30 protein-coding genes and 1 tRNA gene are annotated in these 26,839 nt (G+C 39.7%); 16 read left to right on the top strand and 15 right to left on the bottom strand.

From position 1 onward, the window contains the following. The 7 genes from KIM67_RS03285 to KIM67_RS03255 form a co-directional block, all read left to right on the top strand. On the top strand, positions 1 to 624 hold a 624-nt coding region (locus tag KIM67_RS03285), incomplete at its 5' end, for a transposase (protein WP_213829931.1). 338 nt (positions 625 to 962) lie between these two features. Next, positions 963 to 1,370 carry a hypothetical protein gene (locus KIM67_RS03280; RefSeq protein WP_213829930.1) on the top strand — a complete coding sequence of 136 codons (408 nt, stop codon included), beginning with the start codon at positions 963 to 965 and terminating at the stop codon, positions 1,368 to 1,370. Between the two features lie 104 nt (positions 1,371 to 1,474). Further along, on the top strand, positions 1,475 to 5,245 hold the full coding sequence (locus KIM67_RS03275; protein WP_213829929.1) for an efflux RND transporter permease subunit: 3,771 nt from the start codon (positions 1,475 to 1,477) through the stop codon (positions 5,243 to 5,245). Beyond that, entirely contained in the window at positions 5,242 to 6,459 is a 1,218-nt protein-coding gene (locus KIM67_RS03270) for a TolC family protein (protein WP_213829928.1), read from the top strand. The genes KIM67_RS03275 and KIM67_RS03270 overlap by 4 nt, the downstream gene beginning before the upstream one ends. A gap of 11 nt (positions 6,460 to 6,470) precedes the next feature. Continuing rightward, positions 6,471 to 6,743 carry a heavy metal-binding domain-containing protein gene (locus KIM67_RS03265; RefSeq protein WP_213829927.1) on the top strand — a complete coding sequence of 91 codons (273 nt, stop codon included), beginning with the start codon at positions 6,471 to 6,473 and terminating at the stop codon, positions 6,741 to 6,743. 6 nt (positions 6,744 to 6,749) lie between these two features. After that, complete coding sequence (locus KIM67_RS03260; protein ID WP_213829945.1) at positions 6,750 to 7,466, top strand: PepSY domain-containing protein; 717 nt, start codon at positions 6,750 to 6,752, stop codon at positions 7,464 to 7,466. Beyond that, positions 7,463 to 9,223, top strand: coding sequence for an efflux RND transporter periplasmic adaptor subunit (locus tag KIM67_RS03255; RefSeq protein ID WP_213829926.1), 1,761 nt, complete (start codon positions 7,463 to 7,465; stop codon positions 9,221 to 9,223). Before KIM67_RS03260 ends, KIM67_RS03255 begins: the two co-directional genes overlap by 4 nt. Positions 9,224 to 9,563: 340 nt before the next feature. Here KIM67_RS03255 and KIM67_RS03250 read toward each other — a convergent pair. Both KIM67_RS03250 and KIM67_RS03245 read right to left on the bottom strand, forming a co-directional pair. Further along, positions 9,564 to 9,637 (bottom strand) — tRNA-Ala (locus KIM67_RS03250). Positions 9,638 to 9,695: 58 nt separating this feature from the next. Then, a complete protein-coding gene (locus KIM67_RS03245; protein ID WP_213829925.1) occupies positions 9,696 to 10,490 on the bottom strand; it encodes a universal stress protein in 795 nt (264 codons plus the stop codon). Between the two features lie 53 nt (positions 10,491 to 10,543). On the opposite strand from KIM67_RS03245, the gene KIM67_RS03240 reads away from it, so the two are divergent. The 6 genes from KIM67_RS03240 (at position 10,544) to KIM67_RS03215 (ending at position 15,242) form a co-directional block, all read left to right on the top strand. After that, positions 10,544 to 11,044 (top strand): GNAT family N-acetyltransferase, encoded by a 501-nt coding sequence (locus KIM67_RS03240; protein WP_213829924.1) that lies wholly within the window; start codon positions 10,544 to 10,546, stop codon positions 11,042 to 11,044. A gap of 12 nt (positions 11,045 to 11,056) precedes the next feature. Beyond that, entirely contained in the window at positions 11,057 to 12,391 is a 1,335-nt protein-coding gene (locus tag KIM67_RS03235) for an MATE family efflux transporter (RefSeq protein WP_213829923.1), read from the top strand. Between the two features lie 161 nt (positions 12,392 to 12,552). Continuing rightward, positions 12,553 to 13,320 carry an enoyl-CoA hydratase/isomerase family protein gene (locus tag KIM67_RS03230; RefSeq protein WP_213829922.1) on the top strand — a complete coding sequence of 256 codons (768 nt, stop codon included), beginning with the start codon at positions 12,553 to 12,555 and terminating at the stop codon, positions 13,318 to 13,320. Positions 13,321 to 13,515: 195 nt separating this feature from the next. Continuing rightward, positions 13,516 to 13,944: a DUF3592 domain-containing protein gene (locus KIM67_RS03225; protein WP_213829921.1), complete on the top strand. Its 429-nt coding sequence runs from the start codon at positions 13,516 to 13,518 to the stop codon at positions 13,942 to 13,944. A 46-nt stretch (positions 13,945 to 13,990) separates the two neighbouring features. Further along, positions 13,991 to 14,440 carry a 6-carboxytetrahydropterin synthase gene (locus tag KIM67_RS03220; RefSeq protein ID WP_213829920.1) on the top strand — a complete coding sequence of 150 codons (450 nt, stop codon included), beginning with the start codon at positions 13,991 to 13,993 and terminating at the stop codon, positions 14,438 to 14,440. Positions 14,441 to 14,474: 34 nt separating this feature from the next. Continuing rightward, the gene (locus KIM67_RS03215) at positions 14,475 to 15,242 is read left to right on the top strand and encodes a UDP-2,3-diacylglucosamine diphosphatase (protein WP_213829919.1); all 768 of its coding nucleotides are present in this window, start codon (positions 14,475 to 14,477) and stop codon (positions 15,240 to 15,242) included. Here KIM67_RS03215 and KIM67_RS03210 read toward each other — a convergent pair. From KIM67_RS03210 to KIM67_RS03190, 5 genes are all read right to left on the bottom strand, one after another. After that, positions 15,239 to 16,507, bottom strand: a complete 1,269-nt coding sequence (locus KIM67_RS03210) for an MFS transporter (RefSeq protein ID WP_213829918.1) — start codon at positions 16,505 to 16,507, stop codon at positions 15,239 to 15,241. The genes KIM67_RS03215 and KIM67_RS03210 overlap by 4 nt on opposite strands. 1 nt (position 16,508) lies before the next feature. Next, the gene (locus KIM67_RS03205; protein ID WP_213829917.1) at positions 16,509 to 16,892 is read right to left on the bottom strand and encodes a VOC family protein; all 384 of its coding nucleotides are present in this window, start codon (positions 16,890 to 16,892) and stop codon (positions 16,509 to 16,511) included. Positions 16,893 to 16,896: 4 nt separating this feature from the next. Beyond that, positions 16,897 to 18,585 (bottom strand): single-stranded-DNA-specific exonuclease RecJ, encoded by a 1,689-nt coding sequence (recJ, locus tag KIM67_RS03200; protein ID WP_213829916.1) that lies wholly within the window; start codon positions 18,583 to 18,585, stop codon positions 16,897 to 16,899. A 58-nt stretch (positions 18,586 to 18,643) separates the two neighbouring features. Further along, the gene (locus KIM67_RS03195) at positions 18,644 to 18,994 is read right to left on the bottom strand and encodes a four helix bundle protein (protein ID WP_213829915.1); all 351 of its coding nucleotides are present in this window, start codon (positions 18,992 to 18,994) and stop codon (positions 18,644 to 18,646) included. Positions 18,995 to 19,192: 198 nt separating this feature from the next. Continuing rightward, complete coding sequence (locus tag KIM67_RS03190; RefSeq protein WP_213829914.1) at positions 19,193 to 19,612, bottom strand: OsmC family protein; 420 nt, start codon at positions 19,610 to 19,612, stop codon at positions 19,193 to 19,195. A 55-nt stretch (positions 19,613 to 19,667) separates the two neighbouring features. Here KIM67_RS03190 and KIM67_RS03185 point away from each other — a divergent pair, with 55 nt between their 5' ends. The 3 genes from KIM67_RS03185 (at position 19,668) to KIM67_RS03175 (ending at position 21,616) form a co-directional block, all read left to right on the top strand. Next, the gene (locus KIM67_RS03185; RefSeq protein WP_213829913.1) at positions 19,668 to 20,270 is read left to right on the top strand and encodes a carboxymuconolactone decarboxylase family protein; all 603 of its coding nucleotides are present in this window, start codon (positions 19,668 to 19,670) and stop codon (positions 20,268 to 20,270) included. Between the two features lie 110 nt (positions 20,271 to 20,380). After that, positions 20,381 to 20,950, top strand: a complete 570-nt coding sequence (locus KIM67_RS03180; protein WP_213829912.1) for a DinB family protein — start codon at positions 20,381 to 20,383, stop codon at positions 20,948 to 20,950. A gap of 81 nt (positions 20,951 to 21,031) precedes the next feature. Next, the gene (locus KIM67_RS03175) at positions 21,032 to 21,616 is read left to right on the top strand and encodes a Crp/Fnr family transcriptional regulator (protein ID WP_213829911.1); all 585 of its coding nucleotides are present in this window, start codon (positions 21,032 to 21,034) and stop codon (positions 21,614 to 21,616) included. Here KIM67_RS03175 and KIM67_RS03170 read toward each other — a convergent pair. The 8 genes from KIM67_RS03170 to KIM67_RS03135 form a co-directional block, all read right to left on the bottom strand. Next, on the bottom strand, positions 21,613 to 22,188 hold the full coding sequence (locus tag KIM67_RS03170; protein ID WP_213829910.1) for a uracil-DNA glycosylase family protein: 576 nt from the start codon (positions 22,186 to 22,188) through the stop codon (positions 21,613 to 21,615). The genes KIM67_RS03175 and KIM67_RS03170 overlap by 4 nt on opposite strands. A 197-nt stretch (positions 22,189 to 22,385) precedes the next feature. Continuing rightward, a complete protein-coding gene (locus KIM67_RS03165) occupies positions 22,386 to 22,739 on the bottom strand; it encodes a hypothetical protein (protein ID WP_213829909.1) in 354 nt (117 codons plus the stop codon). Positions 22,740 to 22,770: 31 nt separating this feature from the next. Beyond that, positions 22,771 to 23,241, bottom strand: a complete 471-nt coding sequence (locus tag KIM67_RS03160; RefSeq protein ID WP_213829908.1) for a YHS domain-containing (seleno)protein — start codon at positions 23,239 to 23,241, stop codon at positions 22,771 to 22,773. Between the two features lie 181 nt (positions 23,242 to 23,422). Continuing rightward, positions 23,423 to 23,776 carry a hypothetical protein gene (locus KIM67_RS03155; RefSeq protein ID WP_213829907.1) on the bottom strand — a complete coding sequence of 118 codons (354 nt, stop codon included), beginning with the start codon at positions 23,774 to 23,776 and terminating at the stop codon, positions 23,423 to 23,425. A 92-nt stretch (positions 23,777 to 23,868) separates the two neighbouring features. Continuing rightward, positions 23,869 to 24,921 (bottom strand): helix-turn-helix domain-containing protein, encoded by a 1,053-nt coding sequence (locus KIM67_RS03150; protein WP_213829906.1) that lies wholly within the window; start codon positions 24,919 to 24,921, stop codon positions 23,869 to 23,871. 55 nt (positions 24,922 to 24,976) lie between these two features. Further along, a complete protein-coding gene (rsmI, locus tag KIM67_RS03145; RefSeq protein ID WP_213829905.1) occupies positions 24,977 to 25,648 on the bottom strand; it encodes a 16S rRNA (cytidine(1402)-2'-O)-methyltransferase in 672 nt (223 codons plus the stop codon). 9 nt (positions 25,649 to 25,657) lie between these two features. Next, complete coding sequence (locus tag KIM67_RS03140; protein ID WP_213829904.1) at positions 25,658 to 26,014, bottom strand: DoxX family protein; 357 nt, start codon at positions 26,012 to 26,014, stop codon at positions 25,658 to 25,660. Between the two features lie 63 nt (positions 26,015 to 26,077). Then, positions 26,078 to 26,764, bottom strand: a complete 687-nt coding sequence (locus KIM67_RS03135; RefSeq protein WP_213829903.1) for a hypothetical protein — start codon at positions 26,762 to 26,764, stop codon at positions 26,078 to 26,080. Between the last annotated feature and the right edge of the window lie 75 nt (positions 26,765 to 26,839).

The raw sequence follows: 26,839 nt of genomic DNA, 5'->3' as shown, positions 1-26,839 counted from the left end.
GACACAGGATATTCCAACGGCTCCAACTACGACTTTCTCGAACAGAGGAAGGTCACCGGATGGATACCCGTCTTCGGGAAATACAAACCTGAGATAGAAGGTTTCCCATACGACAAGGAAAAGGACGAATATAGCTGCCCGATGGACAGGCCCCTGCCCTTCAAGGGATTCAGTACCACCCGGGACGGTTCCGTCCTGAAAAACTACTGGGCTGCACCCAAGGGCTGCAAGGCCTGCCCCATGAAACCCCAGTGTGCGCCAAAAAAGAAATGCAAAAGTATCACCAGAACGATATACGACGAACCGTACCTGAGGGCCTACGCCCGACAGCACAGCGAAAGGGGCAGGCAAATGAAAAGGCTGAGACGGAGCACGGTGGAACCGGTGTTCGGCAGCCTGACCCAGTTCTGCGGCCTGAGAAAAATAGGGGTACTGGGCAAGGCCGGTGCCCACAAGGTCATGCTCATGGCCGCAATCGCCTTCAACCTGAAAAAATACCTCAAGAAAGGGGGAGGGAAACCCTCCATTGGTATTTTAAGGGCCATTATGAGCGCCCTAAAAGTCAACCTGAATGCTTTTTACCAGCAAATCCAACCAAGACAGGTTCTGATTAAGACTTCCTGAAAACGGCCTGCTTAGTTCCGTATCTTGTTCATGGACCACTTATGCAACGGCCACGTTGGTTAAATGGGACTTAAAAAAAATCAGCTAATATTCAGATTGGACGTAATGTCTCTCAAATATATTATTTCTCTTACTCCGAGATATTAAAAATAAGGTTTGAGATAAGTTATCTAAATAATAATTTAAAAGGTATACAAATCACCTTAAAATGGAGTCGATAAATTAAAAATTGCAGTCCATCATCATTCATCTGGCTTACCCAAACCATATCACTGTTTCGTTTTAAACTTCTGTTAAACAAAGCAATAATTGTTAACATTTTGTAGTTTTGTAGTGAAATGAAGGACATTTTACGTCAAATTCTGTCATCACTACTAGCCCTATTGGTCTTGTTGTCAACGGTTTCATGGACCGTGGATAAGCACCTATGTATGGGTAAGGTGGTGGATGTGGCATTCTTCGCGAATGCAAAAACCTGTGGCATGGAGGTTGATTCCGATGGCATGGTCTCGGAATTTGAAAAGTCCTGCTGTGATGAAGTATCCTTTACCATGCAAGGACAGGAAGATTTAAAAACCTCTTTTTTCGACCTGGACCTTAAGCAACAGGTTTTCTTAGTTAGCTTTTCCTATTCCTGCATCAACTTGTTCCAAGATGTAGACACTGTTACAACTTCTTTTATTGGGCACCCACCTCCCTTGCTCAATAAGGACTATCAAGTTCTTTACGAGACTTTTTTGATTTGATGTACTAGATATTCAAAGTGCGCCCTGCAGATTTCTGTTTTGGGCATTACGTGCTGTTTATTTTAATCAGCGCACTTACTGTAAATATCTAATACATTAAAACAATGCTGAATAAAGCGATAAAATTCTTAATCGAAAATAAACTGGTGGCAGTTCTGTTACTGGCCCTATTTGTGGGGTGGGGAATTGTACACGCACCCTTTAAATGGGATATCGGTTTTCTGCCCAGTAATCCCGTTGCAGTGGATGCCATTCCGGACATAGGGGAGAACCAACAGATTGTCTTCACAAAATGGGAGGGTCGTTCCCCTCAGGATATTGAGGATCAAATTACCTATCCTTTGACCACCTCCCTTCTGGGAATTCCTGGGGTAAAGACCATTCGAAGCTCTTCGATGTTCGGATTTTCCAGCATCTACATCATTTTTGAAGAGAATGTGGAATTCTATTGGTCTAGAAGCCGGATTCTGGAAAAATTGAACTCTTTACCTGCCGGGTTATTACCAAAAGGAGTGAATCCATCTCTTGGACCGGATGCCACAGGTTTGGGACAGATTTTCTGGTACACTTTAGAAGGTCGTGACGAAGATGGCAATGTTACCGGAGGGTGGGATTTGCACGAACTGCGTAGCATTCAAGACTATTACGTAAAATATGCACTGTCTTCAGCAAGCGGTGTTTCGGAGGTAGCCTCTATTGGTGGTTATGTCCAGGAATATCAAATCGACGTTGACCCGGAGCTGATGCGTCAGTACAATATCCAGTTGGGCGATGTGGTAAAGGCTGTCAAGCAATCCAATCGCGATATTGGGGCCCAGACTTTGGAAATCAATCAGGCGGAGTATTTGGTACGTGGATTGGGTTACGTAAAATCCATAGCAGACATTGAGAATGCCGTTGTAGATGCGGAAAACTATACCTCTATTCGCATTAAGGATGTGGCCCGGGTACATTTGGGTCCTGCAACACGACGAGGAATATTGGATAAAGAGGGTGCCGAAGTTGTAGGTGGAGTTGTGGTTGCCCGATACGGTGCAAATCCACTGGAAGTTATTAATAATGTCAAAGAAAAGATAGCTGAGCTTTCTTCGGGACTACCTACAAAAGAGCTGGTTGATGGTCGTACCTCTCAAGTAACCATTGTTCCCTTTTATGACCGAACTGAATTGATCCAAGAGACCTTGGGAACACTCAATGAAGCTTTGACCCTTGAAATTCTAATTACCGTACTTGTCATTATTGTGATGGTGTTCAACCTACGTGCTTCCATCTTGATTTCAGGTCTGTTGCCGGTCGCAGTGTTGATGGTATTCATCTCAATGAAACTTTTTGGAGTGGATGCGAACATTGTTGCCCTCTCAGGTATTGCCATTGCAATTGGTACAATGGTGGATGTTGGGGTGATTTTATCTGAAAACATCATTAGACATCTTGATGAAAACGAAGAGCGGAACTACAATGAACAACTTACTATCAATAATGTGGTTTATAATGCAACCACCGAAGTTTCAGGGGCGATCCTGACTGCAGTGCTGACAACCATCATCAGTTTTATTCCTGTATTTACTATGATAGGGGCCGAAGGAAAGCTGTTTCGTCCATTGGCATTTACCAAGACCATGGCCCTAACAGCTTCAATTATTGTTGCGCTCTTTTTGATACCCCCATTTGCTGCCTTTTTCTTCAGAAGGAAAAGAAGCAAAAGTATCATAGGCTATGTTTTTAGCGCTGCACTTATCATAACCGGTCTAGTGGCCGTTGTCTATGGATATTGGATAGGATTGGTATTGATGGCTCTCGGGACCATAAGACCTTTGAAGAATCCGGAATTGGCTTCTCGCTTGTTCAACGGATATACACTTTCAGACAAACAGGCGACCCGTCTGAACATCATTATTTCAGTTTCGGCCATAGTATTCCTTTTAGCTTCCTATTGGAGACCCTTGGGCTTTGACCGAAGCATTGTAATGAACCTACTTTTTGTAAGTATAGTATGTTTTGGATTGTTAGGTACCTTTTGGGCATTCCGAAGGTATTATACAAGAATCCTTCAATGGGCGTTACAGAATAAAATGCTGTTCCTATCAATACCTACAGTAATATTGGTTCTAGGTATTTTGATAATGAGAAATACGGGCAAGGAGTTTATGCCTGCTCTTAACGAAGGCTCGTTCCTGTTAATGCCTACCTCATTACCGCATTCAGGGGTAGAAGAGAACAAAAGGGTATTGCAGCAATTGGACATGGCAGTTGCCAGTATTCCTGAAATCCAAACGGTGGTGGGCAAGGCCGGACGAACGGAATCCGCTTTGGACCCTGCGCCACTTTCCATGTACGAGAACATGATACAATATCGGTCGGAATATGAATTGAATACAAATGGCGACCCCCAACGTTTTAGAATTGATGAAGAGGGTTATTTCGTGTTGAAAAATGGGAAAAAAGTTGCAAATCCCAATTTGAGCGGAAATGTCACTTCGAGCGAAGTCGAGAGGACTTTCTCCAGTATCGACAGAAATTTACTCATTGAAGATAATGATGGGGAGTACTACCGAAACTGGCGACCAGAAATTAAGTCCCCGGATGATATTTGGAACGAAATTGTAAGGGTGACAAAGCTCCCTGGGGTGACATCTGCACCCAAATTACAACCTATCGAGACACGTTTGGTCATGTTACAAACCGGAATGCGAGCACCCATGGGCATCAAGGTAAAAGGCCAGGACTTAAAGGAAATTGAGGCGTTTGGTCTACAATTGGAAAACATCCTAAAAACAGCCGAAGGTGTTAAGGAACAGGCTGTTTTTGCAGACCGTATCGTAGGAAAGCCCTATCTGCTCATTGATATAGACCGAGAAAAATTGGCACGCTATGGTGTTACAGTTGAAGACGTCCAAAAAGTTATTTCCATCGCTGTTGGTGGAATGCCTTTGACCCAAACGGTTGAAGGTCGGGAGCGCTATGCAGTAAGGGTGCGTTATCCCAGGGAACTACGGAACAACCCCGATGATTTGAAAAGTATCTATGTTCCGGTGTCCAAAGGAAGTCCAGTGCCTCTTGATGAGTTGGTAAACATTCGGTATGAACAAGGTCCTCAGGTCATTAAAAGCGAGGACACCTTTTTGGTGGGCTATGTATTGTTTGACAAGTTGGACGGTTTCGCCGAGGTGAACGTTGTGGAGAACGCTCAGGCGGCTATTCAAGCCAAGATAGACAGTGGAGAACTTTCGGTACCCATGGGAATCAACTATGCCTTTACGGGAACCTATGAAAATCAATTGCGGGCTGAAAAAACTTTGTCCGTTGTTGTGCCATTAGCCCTCATCATCATCTTTTTAATCTTGTATTTCCAGTTTAGAAGTGTTGCCACATCCTTAATGGTATTTTCAGGGATTGCAGTTGCCTTTGCGGGCGGGTTCATCATGATATGGCTCTATGGACAGGACTGGTTTTTCAATTTCAATCTTTTTGGTGAAAACTGGCGAGAACTCTTTCAGATGCACACCATCAATTTAAGTGTTGCTGTTTGGGTAGGTTTTATAGCGCTTTTTGGAATTGCTACCGATGATGGCGTGGTCATGGCAACCTACCTCACCCAAACTTTTGATAGAAACAAACCCAAGAATTTAAAGGAAGTACACAATTCCGTCATCGAAGCTGGTGAAAAACGTATTCGACCTTGTTTAATGACCACCGCAACGACGATATTGGCTTTGCTGCCCATACTAACTTCCACAGGACGTGGAAGCGATATTATGATACCAATGGCCATTCCAAGTTTTGGTGGAATGCTCATTGCACTCATTACCCTTTTTGTTGTTCCGGTCTTGTTCGGTTGGCGAAAAGAAGTTCAACTCAAAAAAGCAAGCAAATGAAAAAAGTAAAAATCATTATTGGACTTTTGTTTGTTTCCGCTTTGGGGAATGCGCAACAGTTACAGTCCTATATCAAAGAGGCTCAGGCAAATAACCCAAATATTCAGGCCTATGAAGTTCGCTATAATATTGCCCAAGAAAAGGTCAACGAAGCCAACTGGCTACCCAATACCGAATTTGGAGCTGGGTACTTTGTGAGTGAACCTGAGACAAGAACAGGGGCACAAGTGGCACGATTTTCGGCCAAACAAATGCTTCCCTGGTTTGGTACGGTTTCCACGCGTGAAAAGTATGCTACGGCGATGGCTGAAACCGATTATGTGGATTACGTTGTTGCCAAACGAAAATTGGCATTGTCCGTTGCTCAGTCATACTACAAGTTGTACGGTTTAAATACCAAGCAGGATGTGCTGGACAAGAACATACAATTGCTCAAAACCTTTGAAACCTTGGCATTGACTTCGGTGGAAGTGGGTAAGGCCTCTGCTGTGGACGTTCTGAAATTACAAATTCGCCAGAATGAATTACAACAGCAAAAGGAAATCTTGCAGGAGCGGTTTATGGGGGAACAAGCCAATTTCAATGCATTGTTGAACCGAAATACTGGTTTAGCAGTTGAAGTCGGTGAAACAGTAAATATTCCTGAGAATGACCCTGTGATTATTGATAGCATACGGTTAAACCCTGAACTCCTCCGTTATGATAAGATGTATGAGTCTGTGACCCAGGCAGAATTTCTCAATCAAAAAGAGGGTTCACCCATGCTAGGGTTTGGGCTGGATTATGTGCCTGTACAGGAGCGACCCGACATGATTTTTAGCGATAATGGCAAGGACATCGTGATGCCGATGGTATCGTTTTCCATTCCAATTTTCAATAAGCGATACGATTCCAGAACCAAACAGAACGAACTCCGTAAACAAGAAATTACATTCCAAAAGCAGGAAAGGTTGAATGTCCTGGAGTCGGCTTTGGCAAAAGCCACATCAATCCGCAATGAAGCCCGTATTGCTTTTAACACCCAAGCAAGAAACTTGGATCAAGCAAAGGATGCGGAACAAATCCTGATCAAAAATTATGAGACGGGAACAATCGATTTCAACCATGTGCTGGATATTCAGGAATTGCAATTAAAATTTCAACTCAATCAAATTCAATCGGTGCAGCTGTATTACATACAATCTGCGCTTATCAATTATTTAATAAACAAGTAAACCTAATAACAATGAACACGAGAATCAAAACATTTTTAGCCACCGCTTTTGTTGCAACACTATTACTTTCTGTATCGTGCAAGGGTAAAACAGAACAAAACACCAAGGTCAGTACCGAGCAAATCGAAACTAACGAAAAGCAGAGCAAAGAATATGCTTCAACTTATGTTTGTCCAATGCACTGTGAGGGAAGCGGCAGTGATACTGAAGGCACTTGTCCTAAATGTGGTATGGACTATGTGGCCAATGTAGAACACCAGAAGGATGGGCATACACACAAATAGATTATGATGATAAATAGGCACACGGCAAAATGGATTCGAAAATCGCATAGATACCTTGGTATCTTTTTGGGTATTCAATTTTTGTTCTGGACCATCAGCGGTCTTTATTTTAGTTGGACGAATATTGATGACATTCATGGTGACCATTTTAAAAATATGGAATACCAATTGAAGGCGTTTTCGGGTTTAATGGCGCCTTCCCAATTAAATATCAACGAAGGGATCCGATCTATTGAAATCAGGGATATCAATGGTGTGCCATACTACTGGGTCAACAAGAGCCAATTGTTCAATGCTTTGGATGGAACACCCAAGTCATCCATCAATGAAAAAGAGGCGCTTTATGTTGCTGGCAACCATATGAGGGACAGGTTGGAAATTTCCAATGTTTCGCTAATAGAAAAGACTGGAAAACACCATGAGTACAGGGAAAAGCTTTTGCCTGCCTATGTGATTACCTATAAGAGCAATGAAAACATAAAAGCTTACGTATCCGCTATAGATGGCAAATTTCAAACGGTTCGCCACAGGGATTGGCGGATTTTTGATTTTCTATGGATGACCCATACGATGGATTATGAGGGTAGAGATAATTTTAATACCACGGTACTTAGGGCTTTTTCATTATTGGGACTGATAACCGTGCTGAGTGGATTTTTACTTTGGTTTACCAGTTCACCTTCAGTAATAAAAATTAAAAAACGATTTAAAAAAGAGAGATGAAAAGAAGTATCATTTATATCGGAATCGCGGCTATTGTTGGCTTGGCTGTTGGATATTTTCTGTTTGGAAATTCCGGGACGAAGACTATGGAAATGACAGAACATGATCATAGTTCGGAAGCGGGCCAAATGTGGACCTGTTCCATGCATCCGCAAATTATGCAACCAGAAGCTGGGGATTGTCCAATTTGCGGTATGGATTTGATTCCAGCGGAAGCGGGAGCGAGTGGATTGTCCCCTGAGCAATTCAAAATGACGGAAAATGCACTGGCTTTGGCAAACATACAGACCACGGTTGTGGGAAATGCAGAGGGCAATAATGATAACACAATTTCCTTATCAGGTAAGATTGCCGTTAACGAAGAAGCAATGGCCGTGCAAGCCAGTTATTTTGATGGGAGGATAGAGCGATTGAATGTAAACCATGAAGGGCAAGAGATTAGAAAGGGGCAATTATTGGCAACTATTTATTCACCTGAATTAGTGGCCGCACAACAAGAATTGTTGACTGCAGCTTCTTTAAAGGAATCCCAGCCACAATTGTATAGTGCTGTTCGCAATAAGCTAAAACTTTGGAAATTGTCCGAGGGCCAAATTAATAGCATCGAAAGCTTGGGCAAGGTAAAGGAGAATTTCCCGGTGTACGCAACAGTTTCAGGAACGGTCTCTGAAGTAATGAGCTCCGAAGGCGACTATCTAAAAAAGGGTCAACCCATTGCCAAGGTCAGTAATTTGAGCACGGTTTGGGCAGAGTTTGATGCTTATGAAAGCCAATTGTCCCAATTTAGAAAAGGACAGAAAATAAACATTACCACCAATGCTTACCCCAATAAAACTTTTGATGGCCAAATAAGTTTCATTGATCCTATGCTGAACAATTCAACCAGAACAGTAACTATACGAGCCACTCTTAGGAATCAAAAAGATTTGTTTAAACCTGGTATGTTCGTGACTGGTAAAATTGAGAGTGGTCTAGCTGACATCAAAACGACACTGTTTGTGCCCTCCAGTGCTATAATGTGGACCGGGGAACGCTCCTTAGTTTATGTAAAGGTTAATGAAGATGAACCCATATTTGAAATGCGTGAGGTACTATTGGGTGCCAGAAATGGTGAAAATATTGAGGTCACTCAAGGACTTGATTCTGGTGAAGAAATTGTTACCAATGGGACCTTTACAGTAGATGCCGCGGCGCAACTGCAGGGCAAAAAAAGTATGATGAACAAAACTGGCGACAGGGCGATGACGGGCCATGAAGGCCATATGGGAATGCAAGAAGGTATGAGCTCAGACAGTTCGGGAGAAATGATGAAAATGGAATTTTCGGATGGTTTTAAGAAAGATTTCGAAGCAGTATTGCCAACCTATTTAAAATTAAAGGATGCGTTGGTAGGCAGTGATGCACTCCAAACATCTAAGGAAGCCAAAACAGCTTTGGAAAGCCTAAAAAGACTCAACCTTTCTGATATGGGTTCTATGGAAAAAGTACACTTTGATAAGAGCATTGAGATGCTTGAAGCCATATCTAAAAAAGAAAACTTAGAAAATCAACGCTCTCATTTTGTCATCCTTAATGAAAATATGGTTGCCATTGTTAACAACTTAGACTCATTGGACGAAACCATCTATGTGCAAAAGTGTCCGATGGCGAATAACAACAAAGGAGCTGTTTGGTTAAGTACCGAAAACCAAATTCGGAATCCTTATTATGGAGATACTATGCTGAAATGTGGTAGTGTGGTTAAAATCATTGATTAGATTTTAGCAGAGTGTCTTTTTTAAATGGCCGTTTAATAACACAGTTTCAAAAGGGAGAAAAGCCATTTCTTTAAAAGTCCCATTCTAGGTCTCTTTTAGTAGTTTCGTTAATTCACCTTTTATGGGACTTAGGTTCCTAAATCTAATATTGAGGTTAAAGCACCCAATAGATGTGATACTTTTTCAAAAAAATATTCTGTAAAGTGTGAAGAAGTATTAAAATAGACCAATTTGTATCAAATAATACCAAGCTTAATTCAAAACAAGATTTGCGTGCAAATTGCGTGCAAATGAAAAAAGCTTCAAAAGTCAAAAACTCTTGAAGCCCTATAAAACTTAGTGGAGAATACCGGAGTCGAACCGGTGACCTCTTGCCTGCCAGGCAAGCGCTCTAGCCAGCTGAGCTAATCCCCCTTGAGCAGCGCAAAGGAAAGGCTTTTTAACAAAGTTTCAAAATAGAAACGAATCGATATTACTTTTTAACGCTAAGAATCAATACGGGTATTGGAACAAAAAATTCCGCTTTTGGTATCGTATTTTTCTCCCATAGCTTCTTAAAAAATCCACGTTTTCTCCTAAATACGCAAAGCATATCTGGTTGCTGTGCTTGATAATATTCCAAAACGCCCAAGTACGTAGTAGGGTTCGAAGTAATGGTCAAATGTTCACTAAGGTCTAAAAGAGATGTATTTACCTGAAGGTCTTCTTCCGAATATCCTGGTCTTTTTACCAACAAAAGATTGATACTCGCCCTAAACTTATCTTTGATTTCAACTAGTGGATTTAGGGTGCGGCTTCTTTTAACGATGCCAGACCCAAAAGCGGTCATAATATTCTGAATAGGCTTGAATGTCGTGCCTTTTGGTATGATCAACGTAGGAATGTTTGTTTTCTTTACGATTCTACCGGTAGTATTTCCCAAGTAAAGTGCATCTTCGATAGCGTTGCTTCTTGGTGCAATGAGAATAAGATCTATGCCCAGTTTTTTATCAATTTCCTTTAATCCATCAACAATATCACCGTTATAGGTCGTTAGTTTTATTTCAATGCTTTTTGTGTCTACCGTATCTATAATTTCTTTGAGCTGTTCCTTACTGCTCTTGACCACCTTATCCTTAACATTGGCCAAACTTCCAGTTCCCGATGTTACGGTGAACACATCCATTACAAAAACCTTCGCCCCAAAATTCGAAGCAAAATCTATCGCGTATTGGAGCGTATCGGAAGAATTTGGAGAAGTTCCTATGGGTACCAGTATATTATTCATTGTACGGTGGTTATGATTATACCTTAAATTTACAATTTAATTAAAACGAATCCATGATAAGACATGCAAAGATATCTCAAATTAAGGATATACAGAACCTTGCAAAAGCATGTGCAGAAAAAATGATTGCCAACGAAATTTATCAATGGAACGAACACTATCCCACAAAAAGCACATTTATTAAAGATATTAAAAGAAACGAACTATATGTAAAAGAACATCATAACGAAATCATAGGAACCGTTGTTATTTCAACCCATATGGATGAAGAATATGTTCCAATACAATGGTTGACCCCAAACGGAAACAGTACTTACATTCACCGCCTAAGCGTTCATCCAAGTTTTCAAGGCCAAGGGTTTGCTCAGGAGCTCATGAATTTTGCAGAGGATTATTCCAAAACCAACGGATATGCTTCAGTACGGTTAGATACGTTTTCACAAAACAAGAGAAATCAGAAGTTTTATGAACAAAGGGGCTATCAAAAACTTGGAGATATCTTCTTTCCTAAACAAAGTTCCCATCCTTTTCACTGTTACGAATTAGTGCTGTAACTTGCACCGGATTTGAAGACTCTAGTCAATTTTAAGACCATTAACCAACTGGCCATCCCTGCGACCATCTCTGGTATTGCGGAACCTATACTTTCCATTACGGACACTGCCATTGTTGGGAACATTCCTGTTGATGGATTGGAATCCTTAGCTGCTGCGGGCATCGTAGGTTCGTTTTTGTCCATGCTCATTTGGGTTTTGGGGCAGACACGTAGCGCAATTTCTGCTTTAATTTCACAATACTTGGGAGCTGGCAGATTGGACGAAGTCAAAGACTTACCAGCTCAGGCGATATTTTTGAATATTCTTTTGAGCATTGTACTCCTATTATCTACAATTTTTATTGTGGAAGATATTTTTCGCCTGTTTGAAGCTACGGGGAAAATACTGGATTACTGTATTTCGTATTATTCCATTCGTGTTTGGGGGTTTCCACTTACACTGTTTACTTTTGCTGTATTCGGTATTTTTAGAGGATTACAAAACACCTACTACCCTATGGTAATCGCTATTATAGGTGCCATATTAAATGTTATCCTCGACTTTATTTTTGTGTATGGTATCGAAGGGATAGTTCCTGCCATGTATTTAGAAGGAGCTGCTTGGGCGAGTCTTATCTCACAAGCGGTTATGGCCATTTTGGTATTCATTCTTTTGATAAAGAAAACCGAAATAAGCCTAAAGTTGGTTTTTCCTTTGAACAAGGAAATCAAACGTCTTATTATAATGAGCCTGAACCTATTTGTAAGGGCCTTGGCACTCAATACTGCTTTGATTATCGCAGTTCGTGAAGCAACAATGCTTGGGGACAAGTATATCGGAGCTCATACCATAGCCATAAACCTTTGGTTGTTCGCAGCTTTTTTTATTGATGGCTACGGTGCCGCAGGAAACAGTATGGGCGGAAAACTATTAGGGGCAAAAGACTACAATGGTCTTTGGGAACTCGCTAAAAAAATAATTACGTATGGTTTGGCAATAAGCCTACTTCTAATGGCTGGAGGATTTTTATTTTACAGGCCTATTGGACAGATTTTTTCTAATGAAACAATCGTTTTAGAAACTTTTTATGGAATTTTCTTTATCGTCATCATTGGATTGCCCATGAATACCCTTGCCTTTGTTTTTGATGGACTCTTTAAAGGTCTGGGTGAAATGAAATACCTGAGAAATGTATTGCTCTCAGCTACTTTTCTGGGTTTTATCCCTTCGCTGTACTTAGGTAAATATTTAGGTTGGGGCTTCTATGCCATATGGATTGCCTTTGTAGTTTGGATGGCCATTCGTGGATTTGCACTGGTCTTTAAGTTCAGGAAGAAGTTTAGACCCTTATTGGGAAAAACGTAATTTTGAATGAATGTTCAGAGTTCAGAGTTCAGAGTTCAGAGTTCAGAGTTTAGAGTTTAGAGTTTAGAGTTTAGAGTTTAGAAGCTTACGAATCCTGATATTAATGAACAACCTAAACCAAAAACTGACATCTGACATCAATTAACCAATAATAAAATAATATGTCCACTATCCGACCCAACGGAAGCCTTTATACCAAAATTGAGAATAGCATAGCGACCATTGAATTTGGCCATCCTGCTAGTAATTCCTTTGTTTCAGAATTATTGGAACGTTTAACCAAAGAGTTCGAGAAACTTTCCAGTAATGATGAAGTATCAATCATAGTTTTAAAATCCGAAGGGGACCGTGCTTTTTGTGCAGGGGCATCGTTTGATGAATTGGTTGCCATATCAAATCTTGAAGAAGGGAAAGCGTTTTTTAGTGGTTTCGCCAACGTAATCAATGCTATGCGAACATGTGGCAAACCTATTATTGGGCGTATACAAGGGAAAACAGTAGGTGGTGGCGTTGGTCTGGCAGCTGCCTGCGACTACACATTTGCCACTGAGGCAGCCTCCATCAAACTTTCTGAAATTTCCATAGGAATTGCGCCGTTGGTTATAGCACCAGCCGTAGAACGAAAACTAGGAAAATCTGGGTTGACAGAACTTTCTTTAGCTCCAACAGAATGGAAAAATGCATATTGGGCGAAAGAAAAAGGATTGTTTTCCAAGGTCTATGATTCTATTGCAGAAATGGACAAGGAGTTGGATTTCCATACCCAAAAATTAGCATCTTATAATCCTGAAGCTTTGGGAAAAATGAAGCAGATTCTTTGGGAAGGCACGGGCCATTGGGGAGACTTGTTATTAGAAAGAGCAGAAGCTTCAGGCAAGTTGGCTCTATCTGAATTTACCCGAAATGCCTTATCCAAATTCAAAAAGTAAACGCAACAGCTATGGGATTCCTAAACACTAATCGATTCTTGTTTTCGTTATATACTTATTAATATTCTTAAAGTTTTATATGGATATTCTCAACTTTCTTAATAACGACCTCATATTTCCAGTTTTTGCACTTATTGTACTGATTGTGTTTTTTGTAAATCGCATTCGGACAAGGCGTAAATTTAAAAGGTAACCATGTCCAAAAACAAAAGTATGTTATGGATTATATTTTATTTGCTTCTTTTTCTAATCGGGACTTTTCTGGCTTATAATGCCTATACCAAATACCAAAAAACCCAGCATCTTCTGGAAAAAGGTATAAAGACTACAGCTACCGTAATCCAATTTCATACACATCAAAGCGATGGTAGTACAATGTACAAGCCAGTTTTTGAGTTCAAGGATAGGTCACAGACCAAAAGAACGTTTGAAAGCGCTATAAGTTCAAATCCACCAGCGTATAAAGTAGGTGAAAAAGTAAAGATTATCTATGATAAAAACGACAGTGGAGCTGTAAAGACCATATCGTTTTGGGGACTCTACCGTTGGAGCGTTATCCTTTTTATGATTGCTGCTCCTTTTTTGATCATAGGTGGTTCTTATTTACTCTACGCCAGTCGCTGATAGTTCTTTCATCTAAATTCCTACTTTTGCCCATCAATCTTCAATCATGGACAAAATTAGAATCACGAAACAATTTTCCTTTGAAACAGGCCATGCACTTTACGGGTACGATGGCAAATGCCGCAATGTACATGGGCACAGTTACAAACTCTCGGTCACTGTCATTGGAACACCTATAACAGATACTGCACATGTAAAATTAGGGATGGTCGTAGATTTTGGTGATTTAAAGAAGATAGTCAAAGAAGAGATTGTAGATAAATTTGATCATGCTACGGTTTTCAATAAGAACACTCCACATGTTGAGCTTGCTAAAGAATTATCGGAAAGAGGACATAACGTTATTCTGGCAGATTACCAACCCACCAGTGAAAACATGGTCATTGACTTTGCTGAAAAAATAAAAAAGCGCCTTCCAGAAGATGTCAGACTACATGCTGTTAAACTGCAGGAAACAGAGACGTCATTTGCAGAGTGGTTTGCTGCGGACAATTGATCCAAAAAGCGGTAATTCTTATCTTTACACGTAAATGAAAACCATCACCATTCCTAAGGACAAGAAAGTCTACTTTGCAAGTGACAATCATTTGGGTGCGCCCACCTCAAAAGAAAGCCTGCCCCGTGAAAAGAAATTTGTAGCCTGGTTGGATTCCATTAAGCACGATGCTGCAGTACTCTTTTTAATGGGTGATTTATTCGATTTTTGGTTCGAATACAAAACCGTTGTTCCCAAAGGATTTACCCGAACATTGGGAAAGCTGGCAGAACTAACGGATTCCGGTATTGAAATCAATTATTTTGTTGGAAATCATGACTTGTGGATGGACGGTTATTTTGAAGAAGAACTGAACATACCCGTCTACCATAAACCACAACAATATCAAATTAATGATACTTCTTTTTTTGTTGGTCATGGCGATGGTTTGGGACCTTACGACAAAGGTTTTAAACGTATGAAAAAGGTCTTTACCAATCCTGTTGCCAAATGGTTTTTTAGATGGTTACACCCTGATTTAGGTGTCCGTTTGGCACAACACTTATCCGTTAATAACCGAATCATTTCAGGTGAGGCAGATGCTACTTTTCTTGGTGAAAACAAAGAATGGTTGATTCTATATGCCAAACGAAAACTGGAAAGCCAGCATTACGATCACTTTATTTTTGGGCACCGTCATCTTCCCATGGAAATTCAACTCAATGAAAAATCAAGGTACACCAATCTTGGCGACTGGATTTCCTATTTTACCTATGCCGTTTTTGATGGGGAAAAATTATCGCTCCAAGAATTGAAGGATTAATCCTTCTCATGCTCCTCAATATCCTTGGATAAATCCAACCTTCTAAAGGTAGGAGAAACCAAAGCTGTGGTACTTACGGTCAACAAGGTCATGCAACCACCAAAAACCACTGCTGATACTGTTCCCAAAAGTTTTGCGGCCAATCCACTTTCAAAAGCGCCCAATTCATTTGATGAACCTACAAAAATGGAGTTTACAGATGCTACCCTTCCGCGCATATGGTCTGGCGTTTTTAATTGTAAAATAGTTTGGCGAATGATCATGGAAACTCCATCTACAGCACCACTTAAAAATAAAGCTGCGACAGAAAGCCAGAACGAAGTGGAAATCCCAAAAACGATAATACAAATACCGAAGGCAAAGACGGCCAACAGCAATTTCTTTCCTGCATACTTGTGTAACGGGAATCGGGTTGAACCTAACATGGTTATAGAGGCTCCTACAGCTGGAGCAGCTCTCAAAATACCAAAACCTTCAGAACCTACATGAAGAATATCTTGTGCATAAATGGGCAAAAGTGCCACGGCACCTCCAAAGAGCACTGCAATCATATCCAAGGTCAGGGCGCCAAAAATAGCTTTGCTATTAAAAACGAATTTTAGTCCGTCCTTTAAGCTTTGAAAAACAGGCTCTCCAATTTTAGGGTTTAGAATTGGTTTTCGAGAAATCTTAAAGAGCAACAACAAGGCTATTAAAGAAAAGGCGAAAATAACACACATAGACCAGTGAACACCAATCCAGCTGATACTGAATCCTGCCAAAGCGGGGCCAAGAACAGATGCCATTTGCCATGTTGAGCTACTCCAAGTAGCCGCATTGGGATAAATTCGCTTTGGAACAATAAGCGCTATCAAGGAAAAAATAGTAGGCCCCAAAAAAGCCCTCACCAATCCACCAAGGAAAACCAGGAAATAAATAGCGTACAAGATGTTGTTTGAAGAAATGCTGGTTTCCAACGATGGGTCGCTCAGAAAAAAGAGCCCAAGACTAATTACCGAGAACCCAAGGATACACTTTATCAATAGGTTTCTTTTTTCTTTCTGATCTACAATATGGCCAGCAAAGAGCGCCATGCCCACTGCGGGAATCACTTCCATTAACCCAATTATCCCTAACGAAAGAGGGTCTTTGGTCAGGGAATACACTTGCCACTCAATAACAATAAATTGCATGGACCACGCAAAGACCATAGCAAAACGAACACCTAAAAAAATATTGAATTCTTTAAAGCGCAGTGCAGCATAAGGGTCAAGCTTCTGTTCCATGCTAGACTGTAATCTCTATTCGGTTCTGTTCAGGGTCCATTACTACACTTTCATAGTACCCATCTCCCGTTGTTCGCGGTTCTCCAATAATATCAAAACCATCTTTTCGTAAGGTTTCGGTCAATGCGTCAACTGCATCCTTAGAACCTACAGATACGGCAAAATGTGCAATCCCCGTACGTTCTTCCGTTTTATCAAATACTTTTATATCAGGTCTATGCATCAGTTCAAGACGAGTGTCTGTATCAAAATTCAAGAAATAGGAAGTAAAATTTTTAGTAGGGTTATGATACTTTTTACTTGCTTTGGCCTCAAAATAGTTTTCATAAAAATCTTTCATGAGTTCTAAATCCTGTACCCAAATCGCCAAATGCTCAATTCTCATAAGTTTAGTTTACATCCTTTAGTTTTAGTTGAAGTGTTGTTGTACCGTTCCATTCATTTTCATCTATCGTAAATGCAATGCCAAACTGATTTTTATTTTTAACACGCTCTAATTTATCCCCTAAATTAAAACCTATAGCTCCAAAGTTAGGTGAGCCATTTTGAAAAACCGATAGCTTTAGGTGCTTTTCATCTTCACCAACACATTTTGCATAACCCGTATCCTGAACTTTTTCAGCCATAAAAACAGGGGTCATGTTTCCTGGACCGAACGGAGCGAACTGTTTAATAATTCGCAATAGCTTATCATCGATTTGATACAATTCAATTTTAGCATCTACGGTAAGCTCCCGTTTCAATAAGCTAGGGTCTATACTTTCGGAGACTACTTTTTCAAACTGTGCTTTAAATGTTTCATATTGGTTTTCCAGAAGCGTAAGTCCCGCAGCATATTTATGCCCTCCAAATTGTTCCAAACAATCGGAACAGCCCTCCAAGGCATTGTACACATCGAATCCTTTTACGGAACGGGCAGATGCAGCCAGTTTTTCACCACTTTTAGTAAAGACCAAAGTAGGCCTGTAGTACGTTTCCGTAAGGCGGGAAGCTACAATACCAATAACGCCTTTATGCCAATTTTCATCATAAACTACAGATGTAAATCGGTTTTCCTCTTTGTTTTCCTGAATTTGCACTAGGGCTTCCTCCGTAATTTGTTGATCAAGATTCCTTCTATCCGAATTGAACTGCTCAATGGCAGCCGCAAACTTTTCAGCACTGTCCAAATCTGTTTCCACCAACAAGTTCACGGCATGTTGACCATGTTCCATTCTGCCTGCTGCATTTATTCTGGGTGCTATGATGAAAACAACATCGGTAATGGTAAGCGATTTTTTCTTTATTTGATTGATTATCGCCTTAAATCCAGTCCTTGGATTGGAATTGATGACCTGCAATCCATAGTAGGCCAGAACCCGATTTTCCCCTGTAATCGGTACAATATCCGCTCCAATAGCGGTTGCCACTAAATCCAAATACGGAATAAGTTCATCGATATTTCCCCCATTTTTTAGAGTGAGCGCCTGTATCAATTTAAATCCTACGCCACAGCCACAAAGCTCTTTGTAAGGATACTCGCAATCTTCACGTTTAGGGTCAAGAATGGCAACAGCATCAGGAAGGGTATCTCCTGGTCTATGATGGTCACATATAATAAATTCGATTCCTTTTTCTTTGGCATATGTCACTTGTTCAATGGCTTTTACACCACAGTCCAAAGCAATGACCAAAGAAAAATCATTATCCGAAGCAAAATCGATTCCCTGTAACGAAACCCCATAACCTTCCGTATAACGGTCTGGTATGTATGTAGCAACGTTGGGGTATTGTTCCAAAAGATAGGATGACAATAAGGCAACGGAAGTTGTTCCATCCACATCATAATCCCCATAAATCAAAATGTTTTCGTTGTTTGTTATAGCTGATTCAATCCGTGCTACCGCTTTCTCCATATCCTCCATTAAAAATGGATCGTGTAAATGGGAAAGTTGTGGGCGAAAGAACGATTTCGCTTCTTCGTAGTTGGTTATCCCTCGTTGTAGTAACAATTGTGCCACCAATCCATTAACCTTCAGGTCTTTGGAAAGTTGGTCGATGTCTTCTTGAGTAGGTTTGGGCTTTATGGTCCAGCGCATATCTATAAAATACAAACACAAAAATCAAACTCAAATACAACAGGTTTGAAGAGGTCGGTTATTGACTTTTGTTTTTAATTATTGTTGCTATAATCTTTATTAATTGTTCTATTTCGTCAAGAAGTTCTTTCCGATTTAAATCACTTCCATAATTAATCTTTTCCAGAATCTTTAAATTGATTCGTGACTCCTTTAATTCCTTCAAAGAAATAGAAGCCTTGTATTTAAAGTCCTTATCCGTTTGGGCTCCCTGCATTTCACCAAAATTAAGCGCCGCACTACCTGATGACCTTAACAGTTGGTGACCATAATACTGACCTGTAAAATCCTCTTTGATTGTTCTACAGAACAACGCAATTTCAGCTGCAAAGTTCACCAATCTATCCTGTAGGTTATAGGGCTTCTCCACTTTGTTGTATTCGATCTTTGAGTTTGTATTTGACCAAAAACAAGCTTGGGTCTGAGCTTGAAAAATATATTTGAATAGTTACAAAGCTTATAAATATTTATGAATCTGCATAGTTTCTAAACTTGCGCTTTGAACTTGTACTTGAAATTTGAGCTTGAACTTAAAACTTGTATTTGATCTTTGAGTTTGTATTTGTGTTTACCCATGAAACACCGTCTTAATCTCCAACTCCGCAAACCGTCTGAACATTTCCATAACACCACAATATTTTTCTACGGATAGGTCAATAGCTTTTTGTAATTTCTCTTCGTTCAGATTTGGCCCGTGAAAGTGGTATTCTATGGTCACGGCATCATAATACTTGGGGTGTTCATCGGTCAAGTTGGCAATAGTTTCAATATGAAATTCGTCCACTTCCAGTTTCATTTTTTTAATGAGCGAAGCAATATCCAAACCAGAGCAACCAGCCAAAGAAGATAACATCAATGCCTTTGGACGATAGCCATCACCCTTACCCCCATCTTCTGGACTTGCGTCGATTCTTAATGTTTGGCCCGAAGGATTATTGCTTTCGAAGGCCATTTCTCCTAACCATTTGGTAGTAATATGATTTGTCATGATGTCAAATTTTTGTTTCTTGTGGTCATCAAAAATACAATTTAAAACTACATTCATGGCCTTAGTAAATCCGCTTGACCCTAATCACGATGCAGAGACAAAAAAGCTCGCCGAATTCTTTAACGAGACCCTTGGGTTTTGCCCAAATTCGGTATTAACCATGCAGCATAGGCCTGCAATTTCAAAGGCATTTATCAACCTAAATAAAGCCGTAATGGCCAATGAAGGTAGGGTTACGTCAGCTTTAAAACGGATGATTGCATGGGTTAGCAGTAATGCCACGGGATGTCGATATTGTCAAGCACATGCCATTAGGGCTGCAGAGCGTTATGGTGCAGAACAGGAGCAATTGGACAATATTTGGGAATACCGAACCCACGCAGCTTTCTCAGAAGCCGAACGCGCAGCTTTAGATTTTTCCTTGGCCGCCTCCCAAGTTCCCAATGCAGTGGATGCAGAAATCAAAGCAAAACTCTACGAACATTGGAACGAAGGTGAAATTGTGGAGATGCTCGGTGTAATCTCCTTATTTGGATATTTGAACCGCTGGAACGACTCCATGGGTACTTCTATAGAAGAGGGTGCTGTTGAAAGTGGGGAACAGTATTTGGGGAAACATGGTTGGGAAGAAGGGAAACATGATGGGTCTAGATATTAGATATTAGACGTTAGACCGCTTCGCTGTTGGATTTTTTGATTCTTGGATTTCTTGACCTATATCAAGTTTTGTAGCAACATTAACCTTGAACTTTGCTAAAAAATAGAAGTATGGCAGCATTGGTCCTCACCTCGGAAAATCAAATTCAGCGGTTAAATCATATTCTAAATACCGTAAAAAAGCATCAGACTTTAGATGTGACCACATTAAAAACACCTCCAAATCCAAAAGCGTGGAACATTGTTGAAATCATTGCACACCTCAACGTTGCTTATGGCAAGTATGTGGAGAAAATAAATGATACGCTAGCAAAATCAGCAGATATCGATAAAGAACCGGATGGATTCAAGGCAAGACGTTGGCAGAAATTTGTTATTGAGGGGCAACAACCTAAAAATGGGGTCAGAAAAATGAAAATGAAAACGCTAAAGCGGTTTGAGCCATTATTGGACAAGAACGAATTGACAGGCGAAAAAATAGACGAGGTTTTCGATGCGTTTTTTGAATTGCACAACCATCTAAAGCAGTCTATCTTAAAAAGCAGGAACAAAGACGTGTCCAAAATCAAGGTTACATCGGCAATAGGTCCTGTTGTAAAATTTTATCTTCCCGAAGCTTTTGAATTTTTGCTTTGCCATTTGGAGCGGCACATGGTACAGATTGATGAAATTCTGGCGTAACCCGTTCATCTTTCTACTTTCACTTTTTCTTTGACTATAGTTGATATTAGCTATTTTTAGATTCCCTATAGTCGGAGTGTTATGAATGATGAGACTTTTCTTCGCTTAAAGCAATTCTTTCCACAAGTCAATTTTGAAAAAGAAGAGGAAAACTATTTTCGTTCGCTTTGGAAGCCTAAAACCTTTAATCAATACGATCTTATAACCGAAGCTGGTGCTATTGAGCGTTACTTTTATTTTGTGCTTGAAGGCGTACAGGCCATCTATATCCTGAACGAAAAGGGAGAGAAAGTGGTTTTGGGGTTTTCCTATTCGGGAAGTCCATCCGGAGTCTTTGATTCGTTTATTTCCAAGCAGCAATCCCATACATTTTTAGAAGCCCTAAAACCTTCGAAGTTATTGGGCATTTCATTGACCGATTATCAAGGTTTGTTTCAAAAGTTCCCCGATTTCAATATTTGGGGCCGTTTGTTTTTTCAAGAAATCTTATTTGGTCGTTTGCATCGGGAAGTGGAGCTTTTGACCCTATCAGCGGAACAGCGTTATGTCACATTCATGCAGCGTTGCCCGGATGAATTAAAAGTGATTCCCCAAAAATACTTGGCCTCATATCTCAATATGAAACCAGAAACCTTTAGCAGGTTACGTTCTAGTATTTCTTACTAGCTTTTTAGTTGTTGGGCTATATGGTTTTGAAGCATGGGTACAACCTCCTCTTCAAACCAAGGATTATTGCTTATCCAAAATCGATTTCTGGGCGATGGATGCGGTATTACAAAATAATCGGGTACATAGTTGATGAAATTCCGCACGGTCTCGGTTAAATTTTTTTCCATTCTCTTTCCCAAATAATACCGCTGGGAGTATTGCCCAATAAGAATCTTTAATTTTATATTGGGCATTTTTTTGAGAAGCGGCTTATGCCATAGAGGAGCACATTCGGCTCTTGGAGGTATATCTCCTGTTTTTCCTTTTCCGGGATAACAAAATCCCATGGGCATTTGTGCGATTTTGGTCGCGTCGTAAAATTCTTCTTCCGTTACATCCATCCATTTTCTGAGTTGTTTGCCACTTTGGTCATCCCATGGTATTCCGGTTTTATGTACTTTGGTGCCTGGTGCATGGCCAATAATCAAAATTCGTGCATCTGGGTGTCCGGCCACTATGGGCCGTGGACCTAAAGGAAGGTGTTCTATGCACACTTCACACTTGCGGATATCGGAAAGTAATTGTTTCATGTTTGTTAAATGTATAAAAAAGCTAGGTGGTCAAAACTACACTTAGCTTTTGTTGGACTAATTTTATGGTTCATAGTAAGCACCAAAGCACATCAATCATACAATTGACATGCTTTGAACCACAACCAATCTAAATCTTTAGTTGTTTTTATGTGAAAAAGAACTTGGTTTTAGCATTGTTCTCCATTTTCCTTGTTCTAGGCCCTTATTTCTTCTTTATGAAGGCTAACCACCGTTAGTACCGCAATTCCATTTATCCAATAGTAATAAGCATCTATTCCCTGAAAAGAAAGAATAAAAGGTGCCAGGATAAACACTACGGCAACTATAAAATCAACCAACAGATGAAACTTATAAGGAATAACTTTTAGTGCTCCCAAATGGTGATCTGTTAGTAACGTTAGCACAAAGGCTGCAACTCCTGTAGCTACCGAAAGCTGCAAAGCCAACGGGTTAGAACCGCCCAAACCTAACAAGAATGGCAGCACTATTAATGCAATAGCTACGGGGTAATCTAAAAATGCGTGAATTCTTTTGGTTACAAATTTCATGATCTAAAATTTTAGCGATTATTAAAATAGTCTAGTTATGTGTCTTACCTAACTTTTTCCAATTGGTGTCCGCAACACTTTTTAATTTACCATGATTGTTTTCTGCAAGCCAAAGTTGTTTTGCATCAAACTCCACATTGTTCAAATACAAATAATATTTTCCGTCTTTTACTATGAATTTAGTTGGGTCTACTCTGAATTTTGCTCCAGCATAGATTCCAAAAGCACAGAAACCACCATATTGAGGCATGTACTTGGAAGGGTTTTTATCAAAAGTTGCCTTTTGCTCTCCAGAAGTGAAATAATATACTACTTTCTTGTACTCAGATTTGTACGCTTTGTTACCTCTTTGAGCCAATCCCAAATCCAAATAGGATACAGGGCTATAACCTGCAAGTGCAATATTACTGTTGTCAATATTGTTGGCCATTTTGTCCTGGGCCGATAAACTTGTAGCAAATGTTAATGCTACTACTACTATGGATAATTTTAAAATTTTCATTTTACTTTTCTTTAAATATTTACTTGTTTTTAATTATTACGTCTTTATTTCTATTAATATTTTTCTCTACAAGTCCTAATTGATAATGCAATCTGGACCTTATAAAAAGGGTGCCAAAACTACTCTCACTATTGCGATGCAGTCGATTACCTTTTTTAATATGAGAGAAATAGGGGAACATTTATTGAGCGTTGAAATACTCTTCCTCAACTACTTTACCATCGTTGTTCCAAACGCGACGAATGATCTCGTGCCAGTAGATTTTGCTGTCATCCTTCATGTTGAAATCAAAAGTGAATTCTGACGCTGATACATTTCCATCTACAATTGTATGATGGTGGGTTATGCCGTTTACTTGAGCAATCGCTCCTGCGAAGCCTTCCATTTTTTCGACCATTTGCTGTTTGTCAGTGGTCGCTAGTCCATTATAGTCAGATGTTGTTGCGTCTTCTGCGAAGAATTGTTTTACTGCGTCTACAATGGCTCCTTTGCCTATAATGCCATCCATTTCGGTGGCCAATGATTTAATATCCATTACTTCTATTTTTAATGATTAAACAAATTTTAGTTTGTAATTACACTGCAAATTTCAGAATGGAAAGCCCTTTAGGGCATACAAAAAAGACGCTAAGAATTGTACTTTTTGATTTTGTAATCGGTGGGAGTGCTCCCTGTGTAATTTTTAAAGAAGTGTGAGAAGTGATTGGCCTCTTCAAAACCAAGTTTATATGCAATATCCTTTATAGATGCTTCTTGAAGCAATAGTTTTTTTGAGGTGGAAATCAATTCATTTCGAATCAACTGACCTAAAGATGCATTCATTTTCGCTCTCGTTTTTTTGGATAGTGCTTTTATGGAGAGATTCATTTTGTCAGCATAAAATTCAAGATTCCGATGCTCCGCATGATGGTCCTTTAATAATTCGATAAGGTTCTTGGTGAACGTATCACGATTTTCATAATCGAAATCGTTTCGGAAATCTGATGGGGTCTGTCCCGTGGTGTTTTTAAATACCCGGTTGAAATATGCTGGGTCCTTGTACCCTGTTTCATAAGAAACCTCTTGAATACTCTTGTCTGTAAATGCTATTTTCTTTTTGCTCTCCATCAATCTTTTGTTAGAAAGCAACGTCTTTACAGATAGCCCTATTTTATCCTTAACGAGTGCTTGGGCATTGTATCCATTTTCCAACATTAAAGCTGAAAGGTCATTGTTGTTGAAATTGCCGTAATATTCCTTATCGATAATCTCTTTAACATCGAAAATAATCTGATATTCTTGCTTGCTGGCTTGAAAAGGGTTTTGCCAATACCATTGCTTGGAGGAAATATCTATGATTTCGGAAGTATTTTCAGAAAACGCAGTGTTGGACAAATATCTTTTGCACTCCTCGCATTCGTTAAAGTTGATATAGCCCAACGAAATCAAATGTTTAAAGAGTACTCGTACTTCTTTCTTCTCAAAAACAGTCTTGTTTGGGAATTCTATCTTTCTTACAACAAAATCATCTGAAAAGAATTTGATATACTGACCTTTTTCCAAGTAAATGGCCTTGTCTTGCCAATCGTTATAGTTTTTGAAATCGACTTGGATAGTCCCCGAACCAGAAATAATGTGTAGTAGGGTATACTTGTTTATAAAGTACACCTTGTTCAGTTCGGGATGTAATTTTTGTACCACTTTGGTTTTAGGTTATTGACTAAGTAAGTCGGAAATATAGCTGTTTACTATCAGTTTAAGGTTTTCCCCCAACTATAATAACAAACTCACCTTTAGGTGGTTTTACTGTAAAATGTTCTAGAACTTCGGCTGCTGTTCCCCTAATGGTTTCCTCATACATTTTGGTCAATTCCCGCGAAACAGAAACCAATCTATCCGCACCAAAGTATTCCACAAATTGGGTCAAGGTTTTAAGCAATTTATGGGGCGATTCGTAAAATACCATCGTTCTTTTTTCTTCCGCCAATATTTGCAATCGGGTTCGTCTGCCCTTTTTAATCGGTAGAAATCCTTCAAAGACAAAACGGTCATTGGGGAGTCCACTGTTCACTAGTGCTGGAACGAATGCTGTTGCTCCAGGAAGACATTCAACTGCTATATCGTTTTCCACACATGCCCGGGTCAATAAAAATCCAGGGTCTGAAATCGCCGGGGTTCCGGCATCGGAAATTAAAGCAAAGCTAACACCTCCTTTAAGTTTTTCGACCAAAATATCCACTTGTTTATGCTCATTGTGCATATGATGGCTTTGCAGCGGTGTATCAATCTCAAAATGTTTGAGCAGTTTTCCGCTAGTACGGGTATCCTCCGCAAGAATACAATCAACTTCTTTAAGGGTTTTTATGGCCCTAAGTGTGATATCCTCCAGATTTCCTATTGGTGTCGGCACCAAATATAATTTCCCCATAAATTTATGTTACCGTCTTACTTCTTTTTCCGAAAAATAAGAGGTCAGAACAAAGATAAATGCAAGAACAGCTCCCATATGTTCACCGTCACTGACCATGTAATGCGCAAAAAATGCCAAAATTGAATTGAAGAAGAATCCTGCATAGGCCCACTCTTTCAACCATTTTGAAAAATTTCCCCATATGGCCAATAATCCTAGAATTTTTGCAACCGCCATAGGGTAAATAAGATACGTGGGATATCCCATATTCACGAAAAATTCCCGAATCATTCCATGATTGAAAAAATAATTGTAAACTGAAAAACACATAATGGCCGTCAACAATACAGTTGAAGCCCAGAAAAGAATTTTCTTCAGATTCATGGTCATTTATTTTAAGGTTGTAGTGGCCTTAAAAGTATAAAAAGTAAAATGGATGGAGTTGAATTAAGCGAACCTACGCTCTATTAGCGCTATAAAACGTGTTTCATATTCCTCCTTGCCCGTCCAATCATGATACTCTGGTTTTACCATATTTTTGATAAACGCCTTGGACCGTTCTTCGGTATCAATGGTATTCAATTGGGAAAGTACTCGCATATAATCATCCATATTTCCATTGAACAAATGCTTTACAAAGGCCAGTTTATCGTTAAGACCAATTTGAAGGTCTTTAATGTATGTATCGTTCAAGGATCTTGACCTTACATTTTCAGAAATTACCTTTTCGTCCGTAGGGGAAAGTATTTCTTTCTCGTTCTTGATGAATTCAGGTTTTGCTACAAACTCTTTAAAAACATGTTCTACCGCCACATCCGAAGGCATTTCTGAGACCATGTCTTTAATAGTGTCCATTCCGGGTATGATAATATCTTCTTCATGGGGATTACTTTCCGGCACCGAAATGTTCTCGCTCAATACGGCATTCGCCATTTTTTCAAATCGCGATGCAATTACATTCTTGGAAACGTCCACTTCAACATCGTTTAGCTTCTCATCTATAAATTTGAGTACCGCCAGCTTTTCATAAATCTCTTTGGCCTTATCATAAAGTTCCGTCAATTCTTTGTCCTCTCTGGTAGTTATAATATCAGTGGACAGTTTTATCAGCTCCTCCCTTAATTTCCGTATCATAGCTATTAATTTGTACTATAAAAATAAAATCATTTTTAGTATACCACTAAGAACAAAAGGTTAAATTTTATTCTT

The organism is Flagellimonas sp. 389 (assembly GCF_018449435.1).
In the GTDB taxonomy this organism is placed as follows: domain Bacteria; phylum Bacteroidota; class Bacteroidia; order Flavobacteriales; family Flavobacteriaceae; genus Flagellimonas.
The sequence above is the reverse complement of the archived record's forward strand: the minus strand, read 5'-3'. Positions and strand labels throughout refer to the sequence as shown.